The organism is Actinomyces timonensis, from assembly GCF_040702965.1.
In the GTDB taxonomy this organism is placed as follows: Bacteria; Actinomycetota; Actinomycetes; order Actinomycetales; family Actinomycetaceae; genus Actinomyces; species Actinomyces timonensis_A.
Genome location: NZ_CP159989.1, coordinates 1,158,156 through 1,173,441 on the forward strand (window position 1 = coordinate 1,158,156; position 15,286 = coordinate 1,173,441).

The 15,286-nt window shown below is 71.9% G+C and carries 10 protein-coding genes and 4 pseudogenes; 8 read left to right on the forward strand and 6 right to left on the reverse strand.

The features are described from left to right. Positions 1-18: 18 nt before the first annotated feature. Positions 19-2,331: pseudogene (locus ABXS69_RS05085) on the reverse strand (DEAD/DEAH box helicase). Positions 2,332-2,696: 365 nt separating this feature from the next. Between ABXS69_RS05085 and ABXS69_RS05090 the strand changes: the two are divergent. From ABXS69_RS05090 to priA, 7 genes and pseudogenes are all read left to right on the forward strand, one after another. Continuing rightward, positions 2,697-3,884, forward strand: coding sequence for a cobalamin-independent methionine synthase II family protein (locus ABXS69_RS05090; RefSeq protein ID WP_366181441.1), 1,188 nt, complete (start codon positions 2,697-2,699; stop codon positions 3,882-3,884). Positions 3,885-3,909: 25 nt separating this feature from the next. After that, positions 3,910-5,827: pseudogene (locus tag ABXS69_RS05095) on the forward strand (sodium:proton antiporter). Between the two features lie 11 nt (positions 5,828-5,838). Next, positions 5,839-6,996, forward strand: a complete 1,158-nt coding sequence (locus ABXS69_RS05100; RefSeq protein WP_366181442.1) for a histidinol-phosphate transaminase — start codon at positions 5,839-5,841, stop codon at positions 6,994-6,996. Beyond that, positions 6,993-7,628 (forward strand): imidazoleglycerol-phosphate dehydratase HisB, encoded by a 636-nt coding sequence (gene hisB / locus ABXS69_RS05105; RefSeq protein WP_366181443.1) that lies wholly within the window; start codon positions 6,993-6,995, stop codon positions 7,626-7,628. Before ABXS69_RS05100 ends, hisB begins: the two co-directional genes overlap by 4 nt. 167 nt (positions 7,629-7,795) lie before the next feature. After that, positions 7,796-8,317, forward strand: a pseudogene (locus ABXS69_RS05110) (hypothetical protein); the annotation flags it as partial. Positions 8,318-8,632: 315 nt separating this feature from the next. Then, positions 8,633-9,271, forward strand: coding sequence for an imidazole glycerol phosphate synthase subunit HisH (hisH, locus tag ABXS69_RS05115; RefSeq protein ID WP_366181444.1), 639 nt, complete (start codon positions 8,633-8,635; stop codon positions 9,269-9,271). A gap of 89 nt (positions 9,272-9,360) precedes the next feature. After that, on the forward strand, positions 9,361-10,092 hold the full coding sequence (gene priA, locus ABXS69_RS05120; protein ID WP_366181445.1) for a bifunctional 1-(5-phosphoribosyl)-5-((5-phosphoribosylamino)methylideneamino)imidazole-4-carboxamide isomerase/phosphoribosylanthranilate isomerase PriA: 732 nt from the start codon (positions 9,361-9,363) through the stop codon (positions 10,090-10,092). A gap of 139 nt (positions 10,093-10,231) precedes the next feature. On the opposite strand, the gene ABXS69_RS05125 is transcribed toward priA, so the two are convergent. The 3 genes from ABXS69_RS05125 to ABXS69_RS05135 form a co-directional block, all read right to left on the reverse strand. Next, complete coding sequence (locus tag ABXS69_RS05125; protein ID WP_366181446.1) at positions 10,232-10,684, reverse strand: zinc transporter; 453 nt, start codon at positions 10,682-10,684, stop codon at positions 10,232-10,234. A 5-nt stretch (positions 10,685-10,689) separates the two neighbouring features. Further along, positions 10,690-10,824, reverse strand: a complete 135-nt coding sequence (locus tag ABXS69_RS05130; RefSeq protein WP_366181447.1) for a hypothetical protein — start codon at positions 10,822-10,824, stop codon at positions 10,690-10,692. A gap of 254 nt (positions 10,825-11,078) precedes the next feature. Next, positions 11,079-11,843 (reverse strand): DUF6318 family protein, encoded by a 765-nt coding sequence (locus ABXS69_RS05135; protein WP_366181448.1) that lies wholly within the window; start codon positions 11,841-11,843, stop codon positions 11,079-11,081. A 316-nt stretch (positions 11,844-12,159) separates the two neighbouring features. Here ABXS69_RS05135 and holA point away from each other — a divergent pair, with 316 nt between their 5' ends. Beyond that, complete coding sequence (holA, locus tag ABXS69_RS05140; RefSeq protein ID WP_366181537.1) at positions 12,160-13,128, forward strand: DNA polymerase III subunit delta; 969 nt, start codon at positions 12,160-12,162, stop codon at positions 13,126-13,128. Positions 13,129-13,145: 17 nt separating this feature from the next. Here holA and ABXS69_RS05145 read toward each other — a convergent pair. Beyond that, positions 13,146-14,634 (reverse strand): annotated as a pseudogene (locus ABXS69_RS05145) (DUF1846 domain-containing protein). Between the two features lie 241 nt (positions 14,635-14,875). Further along, positions 14,876-15,136, reverse strand: a complete 261-nt coding sequence (gene rpsT, locus ABXS69_RS05150) for a 30S ribosomal protein S20 (protein WP_366181449.1) — start codon at positions 15,134-15,136, stop codon at positions 14,876-14,878. Positions 15,137-15,286: the final 150 nt, after the last annotated feature.

Sequence of the window (15,286 nt, forward strand, 5' to 3'; positions counted from 1 at the left end):
GGTGCCGCCTCCGTAGGGCTAGGACTCCTGGGCGAGAACGAGGGGATGGACCGCGGCGGCGCCGGCGCCCCGAAGGAGATCGGCCGCGACCGTGAGGGTCCAGCCGGAGTCCGTGGAGTCATCAACCAGGGCGATCCGGGCGCCGCCCAGGCGCTCCAGGGCATCGGGCCCCCAGCCGTCGAGGCTCAGGCTCCTGGCCACCGCCGCCAGGCGGGTCGCGGAGTTGACGTCATGGCGCCCCGGCTGCCCGCTCGTGGCGATGACGCCGAGGCGCTCGGCGCCCAGACGGTGCGCGACCGCGCCTCCCAGGTGGCGGATCAGCCGCGGGCGGCGGTGAGAGCCGATGATGACGACGGCGTCGATGATCCCCTTGGCGCCCACCGCGCCGACCCGGCCCTCGGGCGCGCCCGCGCCGCCCGCGGCGGTGCCGGCCCCGCCCTCGGCGCGGGCGAGGGCGTCCAGGCGGTCCACCGCCTCCATGACGGGGGCCCGCAGCCCGGGAGGGACGAGCCCGTCCTCGCCGGAGGCGAAGAGGTCACGAAGCGCCGCCGAGACGCCCAGGCCATCGAGCCTCCCGACGGCGATGCCCGTGCCCGCTCGCCGTTCGGGCGGGATCCTGCCCCGCAGGGCGCCCAGCCCCAGCCTCTCCATGCCCACGGGCCACTGGCGCCGGGCGGTGATCTCAACGCCGATGCGCGCCAGCGATCCCCGGGCCGCCCCTACCTGCTCCGCATCCGGCCCCTGCGGGAGGGTGAGGCCCCCGCACAGGTCGCAGGCGCCGCAGCGCCAGCCATCAGGCATCTCCGGGTCATCGAGCGCGGCGCGCAGGAAGGCCATCCGGCACTCAGGGGAGCGCAGGCGCTCATAGGCGAGCATCGCCTCCTGCTCGGATCGCCTGGCCGCCTCCACGCGGGCGTAGCGCTCGGCGTCGTACGCCCAGGGCTCGCCCGTGGCCAGCCAGCCGCCCCTCACCCTGCGCACGGCGCCGTCGACGTCGAGCACTTTGAGCATCGACTCCAGGCGGGCCCGCCGCAGGCTCGTCACCGTCTCCAGCGCGCCGATCCCCAGGGGGCCATCGGCCGCCCCCAGGGCGTCGAGGACCTCGCGGACCTGCTCGGGCGGCGGGAAGCCCTAGGAGCCGAACCAGTCCCAGATCGCCCGATCCTCCGCTCCCGGCAGCAGGACCACCTCGGCCCTCTCGACGCCGCGCCCCGCGCGGCCCACCTGCTGGTAGTACGCCACGGGCGAGGCGGGCGCGCCCATGTGGACGACGAATCCGAGGTCGGGCTTGTCGAATCCCATGCCCAGGGCGCTGGTGGCCACGAGCGCGCGAACGCGGTTGGCCTTGAGATCGGCTTCGAGGCGCTCGCGCTCCGCTGGCTCGGTCTGGCCGGTGTAGGAGGACACCTCCAGGCCGGCGCCGCGCAGGACCTGGGCGGTCTCGCCCGCGGCGGCGACGGTGAGGCAGTAGACGATCCCGGAGCCCTGGGCGCGCTGGAGGTAATCGGCGAGCTAGGCCAAGCGCGTGGCCGAGTCCTCCAGGTGCGCTACGCCCAAGCGCAGGGAGTCCCGTTGGAGGCTCCCGCGCAGCACGAGCACCTCGGGCGCCCGGCCACCCGTCTCGCGGCCGGCCAACTGCTCGGCCACATCCGTGGTCACGCGCTCGTTGGCCGTGGCCGTCGTCGCCAGGACGGGGACGCGGGGAGGCAAGCCGGTGAGCAGGGAGCGGATTCGCCGGTAGTCCGGCCGGAAATCATGCCCCCAGTCCGAGACGCAGTGCGCCTCATCGATCACGACGAGGCCTGCGCAGGCCGCCAGATACGGGAGGACCTCATCCCGGAAGACGGGGTTGTTGAGGCGCTCGGGCGAGACGAGGAGGACGTCAGCGCGCCCGGCACGGATCTCATCCTCGACCTGACCCCACTGGGCGCTGTTGGCCGAGTTCATGGTGACGGCGCGGATGCCGGCGCGCTCGGCAGCGGCGACCTGGTCGCGCATGAGGGCCAATAGCGGGGAGATGATGATCGTGGGCCCGGTTCCGCCCGCTCCCGGCTGCCCCCGGGGCGGAAGGGGGCCTCCCTCGTGCCAGCCGCCCCAGCCCTCGCGCAGCAGCATGGTGGCCACGAAGTAGACGGCGGACTTGCCCCATCCCGTCCTCTCCACCACGAGGGCTCGGCGGCGGCCCACCACCAGCGCCTCGATCGCCCGCCACTGATCGGGGCGCAGCCGTGCGGCCGGGCTGCCGACGAGCGCGCGCAGCACGTCCTCCGCGCGCTCGCGCAGAGCGGCCGGTGGCGCCGAGGACGGCGTGGACGATGCTGTGGCGCTCATGGGACCACGGTAGCCCGGGGCTCTGTCACGGGCGCGCGCATCACCCAGGCCCTCGGGGCGGCGCGGCCCGGCCCTGCCGCGGCTCACTCCCTGGGACGGGGAGGGAGCGACGGCCGAGCCGTGCACTAACCTTGGCCCACCACTACTCGCGGTGGGGAAAGGCCAGTGATGACACCAAGGGATGGGGCGCACGCCCCCACCAGGACGGAGTGCCCCCTGCGCGCGCCACGGCGCCTCGCAGGGGCTGTCATGCGCCGCTGAGGCGCCCGGACGCCTCAGCCCCAAGCCGCGCCCGGCGCGGTTCCGGTCCCAACCACCCCACCCCGGACGGCGGCGCTGCCGCCAGGATCATCGAGGACCGCACCATGACACGCATCCGCACCACCCACGTCGGCTCCCTTCCCCGCACCGACGCCCTCATCGCCGCCAACAAGGACCACCAGGACGGGGCTCTGCCCGACGCCGATTTCAATGCCGTCATTACCGAGGCCGTCGACTCCGTCATCGCCAGGCAGGCCTCCATCGGTATCGACATCGTCAACGACGGCGAGTACGGGCACCTCATGACCCAGTCCGTCGACTACGGCGCCTGGTGGGGCTACTCCTTCCTGCGCTTCTCAGGCCTCGAGGTCCTCCCCGAGCCCCCCGCGCGCAAGCCCTCGGACAAGCTCGAGCTCGACGCGATGACCGACCGCCGCGACTGGGTGGCCTTCGCCGACGCCTACGCCGACCCGGACAGCGGCATCCACATCGCCAACCGCCAGCCCTGGGTCTTCCCCACGGTCACCGGGCCTCTGGCCTACACCGGCGCCGACCTCGTCGCCCGCGACATCGCCCTGACCAAGCGCGGCCTGGAAGCGGTGGGCAAGCCTCTCTCAGAGGGCTTCGTCGCGGCCCTGTCCCCGGCGTCTGCGGCGCGCGTGGGCAACACCTACTACGAGGATGATGAGGCCGCCGTCTGGGCCTGGGCGGAGGCACTGCGCGAGGAGTACAAGGCGATCACCGACGCGGGGCTCACCGTCCAGATCGACGCCCCGGACCTGGCCGAGTCCTGGGACCAGTTCGTCACCGAGCCGAGCCTCGAGGACTACCGGGCCTTCTCCGCCGCGCGCATCGAGGCCCTCAACCACGCCCTGGAGGGCATCGATCCCGCCCTCGTGCGCTACCACGTGTGCTGGGGCTCCTGGCACGGTCCGCACGCAACCGACCTGGAGTTCAAGCACATCGTGGACCTCGCCCTGAGCGTCAACGCCAACGGGCTGAGCTTCGAGGCCGCCAACGCCCGCCACGAGCACGAGTGGAGGATCTGGGAGGAGGTCGAGCTCCCCGCCGAGAAGTACCTCATCCCGGGCGTCGTCTCCCACGCCACCAACGTCGTGGAGCACCCCGAGCTCGTGGCTGAGCGCATCGGGCGCTTCGCGGGCCTCGTGGGCCCCGAGAGGGTCGTCGCCTCCACCGACTGCGGCCTGGGCGGGCGCGTCCACCCCTCCATCGCCTGGGCGAAGCTCGAGGCCCTGGCCGAGGGCGCCCGTCTGGCCAGCGAGCGGCTCTGAGGGCCGTGGGTGGCAGAATCGCCCCATGAACCTCATCATCATCGTCGCGGGACTCCTGGCGATCGCCGGCGCCAGCCAGATCAGTGACCGCCTCCGGGTGGCGCCGGCGCTGCTGCTCCTGACCGTGGGGATCGCCGTCGGGTTCCTGCCGGTGGTGCCCGCGATCGAGATCGGGCCGGAGGTCATCCTCGAGGGCGTCCTCCCGGCGCTCCTGTACGCGACGGCGGTGTCCATCTCCGCGATCAACTTCCGCCGGGAGCTTCGCCCCCGTCGCGATCCTCGCCGTCCTCCTGGTCGCCGTCTCCTCGGCGGTGATCGGGGGAGTGCTCACCCTCGTCCTGCCCAGCCTGCCCGTGGCCTGGGCCGTCGCCATGGGCGCGGTGCTCAGCCCCACCGACGCCGTGGCCATCTCCATCGCCCGGCGCCTGGGGGTCACCCAGCGTGTCATCACCGTGCTGGAGGGTGAGGGGCTCCTCAACGACGCCACCGCCCTGGTGGTGCTCTCCTCGGCGATCTCGGCCGCCGTGGGCGGGCGGACCAGCGCGGGGGAGGTCCTGGGCAGCTTCGTGCTCGCCGTCGTCGTCGCCCTGGCCGTGGGCTGGATCGTTGGGGAGCTCACCTTGCACCTGCGCGCCCGCGTCACCGACGCCAGCGTCGACACGGTCATCTCTTTCGCCGTGCCCTTCCTCGCCGCCATCCCCGCCGAGCACATGGGTGGTAGCGGCCTGGTGGCGGCCGTCGTCGCCGGCCTGGTGACCGGGCACCGCTCGCCCCGGCTCCTGCCCCCGGACCACCGCATCGCCGGAAACGAGACCTGGCACACCGTCGAGCTCGTCCTCGAGGGATTCATCTTCCTGGTCATGGGCCTGCAGCTGTTCGGGGTCGTGGAGGACGTCCGGGCCGAGGGTCCGCCCATGGCCACCGCTGTCTGGCTCACCGTCCTGGCCGGGGTGCTGACCGTCGCCGTGCGGGCCGCGATCGTCGCCCCGATGATCCTGTGGCTGCGCCGCCGGGGAGCGCGCCGGGCCGAGAGATGGGATGGGATGAGCGAGCCCCGCCAGGCGTTCGAGGAGCGCTGCCAGGCGATCGCCCGCGGGGAGATCCCCGAGGACATGCTCGTTCCCTGGGACAGCAGCCGCCGCGGCGTGAGGCGCAGGCTCAAGGGCCTCGCCAAGGGCATCGCCAAGGGGCGCCGAGAGGTGGGGCACGCGCACGCGCAGGTCCGCGCAGCGGAGGCCATTGACAGGATCCGGCGGGTCGACGCCGACATGGCCTATTACCAGCAGGCCCCCCTCGGGGCCCGGGAGGGGACGATCATCGTGTGGGCGGGGATGCGCGGCGCCGTCACGCTCGCCGCCGCCCAGACCCTCCCCGCCGACGCCCCCAACCGCCCTTTCCTCGTGCTCATCGCGATCCTCGTCGCCGCCGGCTCCCTCGTCGTCCAGGGACTGACTCTGCCGTGGGTGGTCAGGGCCGTCAGACCGACGATGGAGGGCCCCGCCGATGAGGCCGAGCGCCGCGAGCTCATGGGGCTCCTCATCTCGGCGGCCAAGGGCGTCATCCCGGAGAGCGAGGACCAGCTGCTCACCGACGACGGCCGCAGGCGCATCGTCCTGGCCGCCCAGGGAGCCTCTGCCCTCGTGGCCCACGCGGCCCGGGAGGAGGCGCTCGAGGGTGGCGAGGATGTCGGCTGGGCCGCGCGGCGCGCGGATCAGGCGCGCGCGCGGGCGCTCTCGCTCGACATGGTCCGGGCCCAGCGCCAGGCCCTGCTCGACGCCGGCGAGCTCGGCCTCTACTCCGCCGGGCTCATCGAGTACGCCCTGACCCGCCTCGACTACGAGGAGATCACCCTGGTCTACCGGGGGGCCGTCAATGAGGCGCCGCCGGCTCCGGTCGTCGTGGCGGCATCGGGCGGTCACGCGGTGCGGTCGACGGCGCCGTAGACTCATTTCCCGTGAGCAGCCTTCCCATCCGCCCCGGGCTCGAGGGTGAGACCCCTTACGGCGCCCCGGAGCTGGACGTGCCCGCGCGCCTCAACGTCAATGAGAACCCCTACGCCCCCAGCGGCGCCGTCGTCGCGGACATCGCCGACGCCGTCGCCAGGGCGGCGTCCGACCTCAACCGCTACCCGGACCGCGACTTCCCCGCCCTGCGCCAGGCCCTGGCCGACTACCTCGCCGTCGAGTCCGGCGCGTGCCTGGGGGCGGATCAGATCTGGGCGGCCAACGGCTCCAACGAGGTCATGCTCCACCTCCTCCAGGCCTTCGGCGGGCCCGGGAGGGCCTGCCTGTCCCTCACCCCCACGTACTCCATGTACCCCGAGTACGCCCGTGACACCCTCACCGAGTACGCGACGATCCCGCGCCGGGAGGACTTCACCATCGACGTCGATGCCACTGCGGCAGCCATCGCCGAGCGCCACCCAGCCGTGCTCATCGCCGCCAGCCCCAACAACCCCACAGGGACCGCCCTGCCCCTGGCCGCCGCGCGTGCCCTCCTGGAGGCCTCCCGCGGCAACGGGCCCACCGCGGCCGACGGCGCCCCCACCGATTGCGTCGTCGTTATCGATGAGGCCTACGCGGAGTTCCGCAGGCCCGGCGTGCCCAGCGCGCTGGAGCTCCTCGAGGGCAACCCGCACCTGGCCGTGTCCCGCACCATGAGCAAGGCCTTCGGCGCCGCCGGCCTGCGCCTGGGCTACCTCGCTGGCTCCCGCGAGCTGGTCGACATGCTGCGCGTCGTGCGCCTGCCCTACCACCTCTCCGCGGTCACCCAGGCCGCCGCCCTGGCGGCGCTGGCCCACCGGGAGGAGCTCATGGGGCAGGTCGCCTCCCTGCGCGACGAGCGCGACTCCCTCGTGGCCTGGCTGCGCTCCCAAGGCCTGACCGCCCATGAGTCCGACGCCAACTTCGTGCTCTTCGGCCCCTTCGCCGATCGCCATCGCGTCTGGCAGGATCTCCTTGACGACGGCGTGCTCATCCGCGTCGTCGGCCCCGAGGGGTTCCTGCGCGTCAGCGTCGGGAAGCCCGAGGAGATGGCGGCCTTCCGCACCGCCCTGACCAAGGCCCTCAGCGGCGCCCGCGCCGTCGGCCCCGACCCCCAGGAGCCCGCATGAGCAGCACCCCCAGCCCTGCCAGCCGCATCAGAGCCGCCCGTGCGGCCCGCGTCGAGCGGACCACGAGCGAGTCCAGCGTCGTCGTCGACCTCGATCTCGATGGCACCGGCGCCACCGACATCTCCACCACCGTCCCCTTCTGGGACCACATGCTCACCGCGCTGGGTAAGCACTCGCTCATGAACCTCACCGTGCGGGCCACGGGGGACACCCACATCGACGTCCACCACACCGTGGAGGACACCGCCATCTGCATCGGTGAGGCCCTGCGCCGAGCCTTGGAGGACAAGAGCGGCATACGCCGCTTCGGCGACGCCTCCGTCCCGCTCGACGAGGCGCTGGCCACCGCCGTCGTCGACATCTCCGGGCGCCCCTACCTCGTTCACGACGGCGAGTCCGAGGCCTTCGCCCACCACCTCATCGGCGGGCACTTCACCGGCTCCATGGTCCGCCACGCCCTGGAGGCCATCGCCTACCACGCGGGGATCTGCCTGCACGTGCGCGTCATCTCCGGGCGCGACCCCCACCACATCGCCGAGGCCGAGTTCAAGGCTCTCGCGCGAGCCCTGCGCGCCGCCGTCGAGCCCGACCCGCGGGTCGACGGCATCCCCTCCACGAAGGGAGCCCTGTGATGAGCGACCAGACCACCCCCGATGGCGCCCGCCCCGACGACGCCGACCGCATCGACGACGAGTTCGCCGCCCTCGTGGAGGGCCTCGACCTGAGCGGCGCCGAGGGCGCCACCGGGGAGAGCCCCGAGAGCCCCACCGCCGCGGATCCCGCGCCGACTGGCTCCCCGGCCGCGCGCGCCCTCAAGATCGCCGTCGTCCTCACGCCTCTGCCCACCGCCGAGGCCCTCGCCTCCCTGTGCGCCATGAGCGGGCTCGACTGCGTCGTCGTGCCCGCCTCCACGGGTGCCTTCGCCGTCAAGGAGTTCGCCTCCGCCCACGCCGAATGGGATATCGCGGAGCTCCTGGGCGGCTCGGAGAACGAGCCGGCCGAGGCCGCCGAGCTCGCCGCCACCCTGTCCCGCCTCAGCCGCGGCGGATCCGTGCTGCTCACCGCGGACCTGGCCACCGATGTCGGCATCGAGGAGGGCCTGTCCGGAACGATCACCGCGCGCTGCTTCGCCGGCGGCAAGCCGGGCGAGGAGGCCTCCGCCGGCCTCATCCTGTCCCAGATGGATCAGGTCGTCGAGGACGTGCTGCTCGGTATCACCCGGCCGGAGGAAGCCCCCGGTGCCGTGCTGACCAGCGAGGTCAAGACCGGGCGCGCGATGCGCTGGATCGGGCGCGGCCTGCGCCGCCCCGGAGCGGACTGAGGAGCGCCGCCCGGGCGGCGTGGCGTCAGCCGGTGGCCACGAGGCAGGAGAACCCGCGCCTGCCGGCCTGCCACGCCGTCTCCGAGGGGCCGAGCACGGGGGTGAGCCACCGGCTGCCGGTCCAGGGACGGCGGGTCGTAGGTCGGCGCGCTCGACGGGGACCGCTCGGGAAGGCTCATGGTCGCATCCTGCCCTGAGCCCGTCGCTTGGCGCGGGCTCGCGGGTGGCCGTCCCAGGGGCTGGGGCCACCACGGGCGCGCACGCTCCCCGGACCCCTGAGCGGCCGTGGGCGGTGACGCCGGTAGACTCCAGCGTATGCCCTCACCCCGCGTCGTCGTCCTCAACTACGGCTCCGGCAACGTGCGCTCGGCCGTTCGCGCCCTGGAGCGCGTCGGCGCGCGGGTCGAGCTCACCGCCGACGCAGGTGCCGTCGAGTCCGCCGACGGGCTCCTCGTCCCCGGCGTGGGGGCCTTCGGTGCCGTCATGGAGATGCTGCGCGCCGTGGACGCCCCCCGGCTCATCGAGCGCCGCCTGGCCGGCGGCCGCCCCGTGCTGGGAATCTGCGTGGGCATGCAGGTCATGTTCGAGTCGAGTCAGGAGCATGGCTCCACCATCCCGGGGCTCGCCCAGTGGGAGGGGGAGGTGAGCCGCCTCGACGCCCCCGTGGTCCCGCACATGGGATGGTCCGAGGTCCGCCCGCCCGCTGGCAGCCTCCTGTTCGACGGCGTCGCCGACCAGCGCTTCTACTTCGTCCACTCCTACGCCGTGAAAACGGATCCGGGGGCGGGGCTGGGGCCATCCGCGACGCGCCCGCCGCTGCCCACCTGGGCTCATCACGGCGAGGACTTCCTGGCCGCCGTCGAGAACGGCCCCCTGTCCGCCACCCAGTTCCATCCCGAGAAGTCGGGCGACGCCGGGGCCGAGCTCCTGCGCAACTGGCTGGGCGCGCTCTGACCGGCTCATGAGCCCTCACCACTGACCCGATCCGCCGCATCACGCCGCGCTTCCCGCGCGTCGTCCCGAGACCACCCAGGAGGCCCCTCATGCTCACGCTCCTTCCCGCCGTCGACGTCGCCCAAGGCAAGGCCGTCCGCCTGCTCCAGGGCGAGGCCGGAAGCGAGACCGACTACGGCAGCCCCGTCGACGCGGCCCTCGACTGGGTCCGCGCCGGGGCGGAGTGGATCCACCTGGTGGATCTCGATGCCGCCTTCGGACGCGGTTCCAACGCCGACCTGCTTGAGCGCATCGTTGGTGAGGTCGGCATCAAGGTCGAGCTGTCCGGCGGCATCCGCGACGACGCCTCCCTCGCCCGCGCCCTACGCGCCGGTGCAGCCCGGGTCAACCTCGGCACGGCGGCCCTCGAGGACCCCAAGTGGACCGAGAGAGTCATCGCCGAGCACGGGGACAAGATCGCTGTCGGCCTCGACGTGCGCGGCCGGACCCTGGCCGCCCGTGGCTGGACCCGTGACGGTGGAGACCTGTGGGAGACCCTGGCGCGGCTCGACGCCGCCGGCTGCGCGCGCTACGTCGTGACCGACGTGACCAAGGACGGCACCCTCCAGGGCCCCAACATCACCCTGCTGCGCGAGGTCGCCGCCCGCACCAGCGCCCCCGTCGTCGCCTCCGGAGGGATCTCCTCACTGGACGACATCCGCGCGCTCACGGAGCTGGTCGGGACCGGGGTGGACTCCGCGATCGTCGGCAAGGCCCTCTACAACGGCAATTTCACCCTGGAGGAGGCCCTGGAGATCGCCGGTTCCGCCCGCGCCGACTGATCCCTCCCCGCCCCGCCTCTCCCCTTTCATCGAGACCGGTCGAAATCAGGAGCGAGACCGGTTGTAGTTTTGGGTGAGACCGGTTGTTGTGAGGGGTGAGGCTGGTTGTTGTTGGGGGTGGGGCTGGTTCGGGGGTGGGTTAGTGGTTGTGGTGGTGTTCGGCGTCGTCGGTGAGGTAGGGGACCAGGCGGCGGATGTTGAAGGGCGGGGAGGTCTGGGTGGTGGTGAGGTAGCCGTTGACGGGCTGCCAGTTGGTGGTGCCGGTGGGGCGGTAGCGGGCGGTCCAGGTGGTGGTCAGGGTGACGGTGACGCTGTTGGCGGTGGTGGTGTACAGGTGGGTGGTGGTGTGGTGGGGGTAGGGGTGCCCGGGGTCGGTGGTGGTCGTGGTTGTGGCGTCGCCCCAGTGCCAGGCGTAGGTGGTGGGGGTGGCCTCGACGTCGACGCTGACGCCGCCCACGGTGGTCGATAGTGAGCGGGTGGCGGGGTTGGTGTAGGCGATCAGCGGCATGTGCACCAGGATGGTGCTCCCGGGTGGTTGGAGGGTGATGCCCGGGCCGTCGACGATGAGGGTCGCCACGTCACGGGAGGTCACCACGATCAGCGCCGGGGCCGGGCCGGGGCCGGGCCGGGGCCGGGGTCGGCCGCGGGTGGCGTGGGGGTTGGTTGGAGGCGGCACGCGACGGTGTTGTCGCCCTGGGTGTCCTGCCCGTCGCAGATGTAGTCGGCTTCCACGGGCCCGGCCTGGGGCTGCCCGGCCGTGACCACCACACCCTGAGACCCACCCCCACCACCGCCCCCGCCGGCCGACGACGGGGAACCGACCCCAACCCGAACCTCCTTATACGACGAGGACATCACGGTGACTTCATTGTCGGAAACTTTACCGACGTATTTCCGTTCCTCATCTTTCGAGCCATGACCTTCGAATGGGGCCATGAGAGGTGAGGGGCAGATTATCGAGACGGCCACCAGGACTGTTCGCAGCATCATTTCACCGACACCCCTCCGACGTACCACATGCCATCACGGTATCGTAGTATCATAAAGATCTTCGCCTCTTCGACTGACTCTTCGACCAGCTTTCCATGACGGTTCATCGTTGTCGACTCTTCCGATGTCACAGTGGCTCTAATCCCGCAGTACTCTTTTCCTTCCCCTGGGGGGTTGTATTCGATGTTCGTGATTTTTTGGGTCCATGGGTTGGCCCATCCGCCTGCGGCGTGGAGCTCGGTGGCGTCGTCGATGGCGGATTTACAAAAGACGCAGCGCTCCTCGCTCATGGCGGCCAGGTCGGTGGTGTCGCCGGTGACGAAGGCGTACCGGTAGAGCTCGATGAAGTGCACGGCGGCGCGGACGGCTCCTTGCTGGGTGTTCTCAGTGGCCTCGGTCGGGACGGGGGGCTTGGGCATGGCCAGGGCGGTGGCTCTCTGGGCGGCCAGCTCGGGGCTCAGAGAGGCCGGCGCGCTGACGCTGGGGGTGGCCGCCGCGCTGGTGGGGGTGGCGGCCGCGAACTGCGTGGGCAGGGTCCCGCTGGCCTCGGGCGGTGCGGGGTCCTTGGCGCAGGCCGCCAGCAGCACCGGGCCCAGGGCGCAGCAGGACGCCAGGGCCACGACGATCGGGGCCGCCCAGCGCCTCATCAGCGCCGCAAGGAGCCGACGACGCCGTCCAGGCGGGCGACTGGCAGCACCGCGCCGTCGAAGCGCCGCGGGCCGGGGAGAGCGGACCAGGGAGGGAACGGACGAGAGGGCCATGGGCGCTGGGGCCTTCCAAGACGGCGGGGCGGGCGGACGTGGACCAGGGAGCGGCGCGAGGCCCCAGGTCGGCCCCAGACGACGGCGGCATCGCCGTCGGACCCCAACCCTAGAACCCCACCCACCCCCAGCACCAGACCCCACCACCAATCTGTGGAAAACCCCCACCAACCCCACCCCACCAGCCTCAACCTGCGGACAGCGAACCGGTCTCGCTCCTAACAACGACCGGTCTCGCGATTAGGATTGGGGCGTGCCGCCCGCCCGACCCACCGCCTCGAAGCGCTCCCGCCCCGCGGGCCCGTCGTGGGACCAGGTGGAGCTCGCTCCTGTCGTCCTCGTGCGCGGAGGGGAGGAGCTCCTCGGCGAGCGCGCCGTCGACCGACTCCTCGCCCAGGCCAGGGCCAAGGACCCCACCACGGAGGTCGTCCGCCTCGACGCGGCCACCTACGAGCCCCATATGCTCGACACCCTCGTCTCGCCCTCCCTCTTCGGCGAGCCCAAGCTCGTCCACGTGCCCAACCTCGAGCAGATGACGGACGCGCTCCTCACCGACCTGCTCGCCTACGTCGCCGCCCCCGACCCCGACGTCGTCGTCATCCTGCGCCACAACTCCGGCCAGCGCGGCAAGAAGCTCCTCGACGCCCTCACCGCCTCCCCCTACCCGGTCGTGACCTGCGACCCGATCAAGAAGGACGGGGACAAGGCGGCTCTCGTCAACGCCGACGCGCGTCGCGCCGGCCGCCGCATCGAGGCCGAGGCCATCGGGGCGCTCGTCGACGCCCTGGGCTCCGACCTGCGCGAGCTCACCAGCGCCGTCGCCCAACTCATGGCCGACACCGAGGGAACCATCACTGTCGCCCACGTCAGCACCTACTACGCCGGCCGCATCCAGGCCACCGGCTTCAGCGTCGCCGACGCCGCCATCTCGGGCAATGTCGCCAAGGCCGTCACCCTCCTGCGCCACGCCCTGGCCACCGGCGTAGCGCCAGTGCTCATCGTGTCCGCCCTGGCCACCAAGCTCCGCCAGCTGGCCCGCGTCGCCGCCGCGGGCGGCCGTCCCGGCATGGGTCCCAAGGAGCTCGGGATGTCACCCTGGCAGGCCAAGCGCGCCCGCGCCGATCTCGCCGGCTGGTCCGACGACGCACTCGCCACCGCGATCATCGCCGTCGCCCGCGCGGACGCCGAGACCAAGGGCGCCAGCCGCGACCCCGAGCACGCTGTCGAGCGTGCCGTCCTGGCGATCTGCTCCGCCCGCCGGGGGCGCCTGGCGGCCCGCCGCTGACCCCCGGCCCGGCAGCCTCAGCGCTTACGGTAGAGCGATTTCGTGGCGTAGATGGGCTCGTTGGTCACCTGAACGCCCAGGGACCGGAAGATCCCCTCGTCCACGCTGCCCAGGATCGTCGAGGTGTGCACGTCGCAGCCCCGCAGGGTGGCGATCTGCTCCATCGCGCGCGCGGCGTTGGGGTCCGTGGACGCCGAGACGGCCAGGGCGATGAGCACCTCGTCGGTGTGCAGGCGCGGGTTGCGCGAGCCCAGGTGCGTCGTCTTGAGGGTATGGATCGGCTCGATCGACTCGGGCGAGAGCAGCAGCACCTCCTGATCGATCCCCGCCAGGGCCTTGAGGGCGTTGAGGAGCATCGCCGACGAGCAGCCCAGCAGGGCGGTGGTCTTGCCGGTGATGATCCGCCCGTCGGGCAGCTCGATCGCGGCGGCGGGCGCGCCCGTGGAGGCGGCCAGCTCTCGCGTGGGCGGCACCACCGGGCGGTCCTCCACCGTCACCCCGACCTTCGCCATGGACAAGGCGATCCGCTCGGACTGGAACGGGTCGATCGCATCCTGCTTCTCCGTAACCAGGGCCTTGAGGTAGCGGCGGATGATCTCCTGCCTGGAGGCCTCGCGGCAGGCCTCGTCGTCGCTGATGCAGTGGCCGGCCATGTTGACGCCCATATCAGTGGGGGAGGCGTAGGGGCACGTTCCGAGCATCTGCTCGAAGAGGCGCACGAGCACGGGGAAGATCTCGACGTCGCGGTTGTAGTTGACGGTCTGGACCCCGTGAGCGGCCAGGTGGAAGGGGTCGATCATATTGACGTCGTCGAGGTCGGCGGTGGCGGCCTCGTAGGCGATGTTCACCGGGTGGTCCAGAGGCAGGTTCCAGATGGGGAAGGTCTCGAACTTCGCGTAGCCCGAGGACAGCCCCCTCTGGTGGTCCTGGTAGACCTGGGACAGGCAGGTCGCCATCTTTCCGCTGCCCGGTCCCGGCGCGGTGACGACGACGAGGTCCCGCTCGGTCTCGATGTACTCGTTGCGCCCGTAGCCCTGGGCCGAGACGATCCGGGCGACGTCGCCGGGGTAGCCGGGGATGGGGAAATGCCGGTAGACGGTGATGCCGAGCCGCTCGAAGCTTGGTCTTGAAGGCCTGCGCCTCCCGGTTGTCATCGGTCCACTGGGTGACGACGACGCTGCCCACGTACAGCCCGTAGTCGCGGAAGGCGTCGATGTGGCGCAGCACCTCGTCCTCGTAGCCGATACCCAGGTCGGCGCGGACCTTGCGGCGCTGGAAGTCGCGGGCGTTGACGGTCACGATGATCTCGACCTCGTCGATGAGCTCGGCCAGCATGACGATCTTGTTGTCTGGGGTGAAGCCGGGCAGCACGCGGGAGGCGTGCATGTCATCGACGAGCTTGCCGCCGAACTCCAAGTAGAGCTTGCCGCCGAACTGCCTGCGCCGCTCCGCGATGTGCTCGGACTGCATCCTGAGGTACTTGTCCCGGTCGAATCCGATTCGCATGGGCATTGGGGCTCCTGGGGTCGCGGTGGTCGAACCGCCTGCCGGCCGGTTCGGCCGCAGGCCGCGCGCAATCGTATCCCCCGCGATGATGACGACGGCGTGACACCGCGCCGTTAGCGGCGTCCTGTGACCAATCACCGTCAGGAGGCGGGTGATCGGTGGGCAGGCGGATGGAGAACGGCTCGGGGCGCCTCCCCACGAGGGAGGCGCCCCGAGCCGTTGATCGCCGGAAGCGGCGGCCTCAGAGGGAGGCGACGCGCTTGGCCAGCTTCGACTTGCGGTTCGCGGCCTGGTTCTTGTGGATGACGCCCTTGGAGACGGCCTTGTCCAGCTTGCGGCAGGCCTTCTTGAGGCCCTCCTCGGCGGCGGCCTTGTCCCCGGACTCGACGGCCTGGCGCACGCGGCGCACGTAGGTCTTGAGCTCGGACTTGACGGACTGGTTGCGCAGACGGGCCTTCTCGTTGGTCTTGATGCGCTTGATCTGGGACTTGATGTTCGCCACTGCTCAGTGTTGCTTTCTCGATCGTCAGTTGGTCATTGGCCGGAAAGAGGGTTCGCGCCGCAGGCGTGAGAAGGTGGTGGAAGCACCCGGCGATGCCCGGTCGCCGGACCCCGAAGCCGGCCAGGCCAGAGGTCCAGGAACGCACTCTAG

Excerpts from the sequence above, each read along its gene's own strand:
- hisB (WP_366181443.1), top strand. The coding sequence starts at position 6,993 with ATGAGCAGCACCCCCAGCCCTGCCAGCCGCATCAGAGCCGCCCGTGCG.
- ABXS69_RS05090 (WP_366181441.1), top strand. The coding sequence starts at position 2,697 with ATGACACGCATCCGCACCACCCACGTCGGCTCCCTTCCCCGCACCGAC.
- hisH (WP_366181444.1), top strand. The coding sequence starts at position 8,633 with ATGCCCTCACCCCGCGTCGTCGTCCTCAACTACGGCTCCGGCAACGTG.
- priA (WP_366181445.1), top strand. The coding sequence starts at position 9,361 with ATGCTCACGCTCCTTCCCGCCGTCGACGTCGCCCAAGGCAAGGCCGTC.
- ABXS69_RS05135 (WP_366181448.1), bottom strand. The coding sequence starts at position 11,843 with ATGGCCCTCTCGTCCGTTCCCTCCCTGGTCCGCTCTCCCCGGCCCGCG.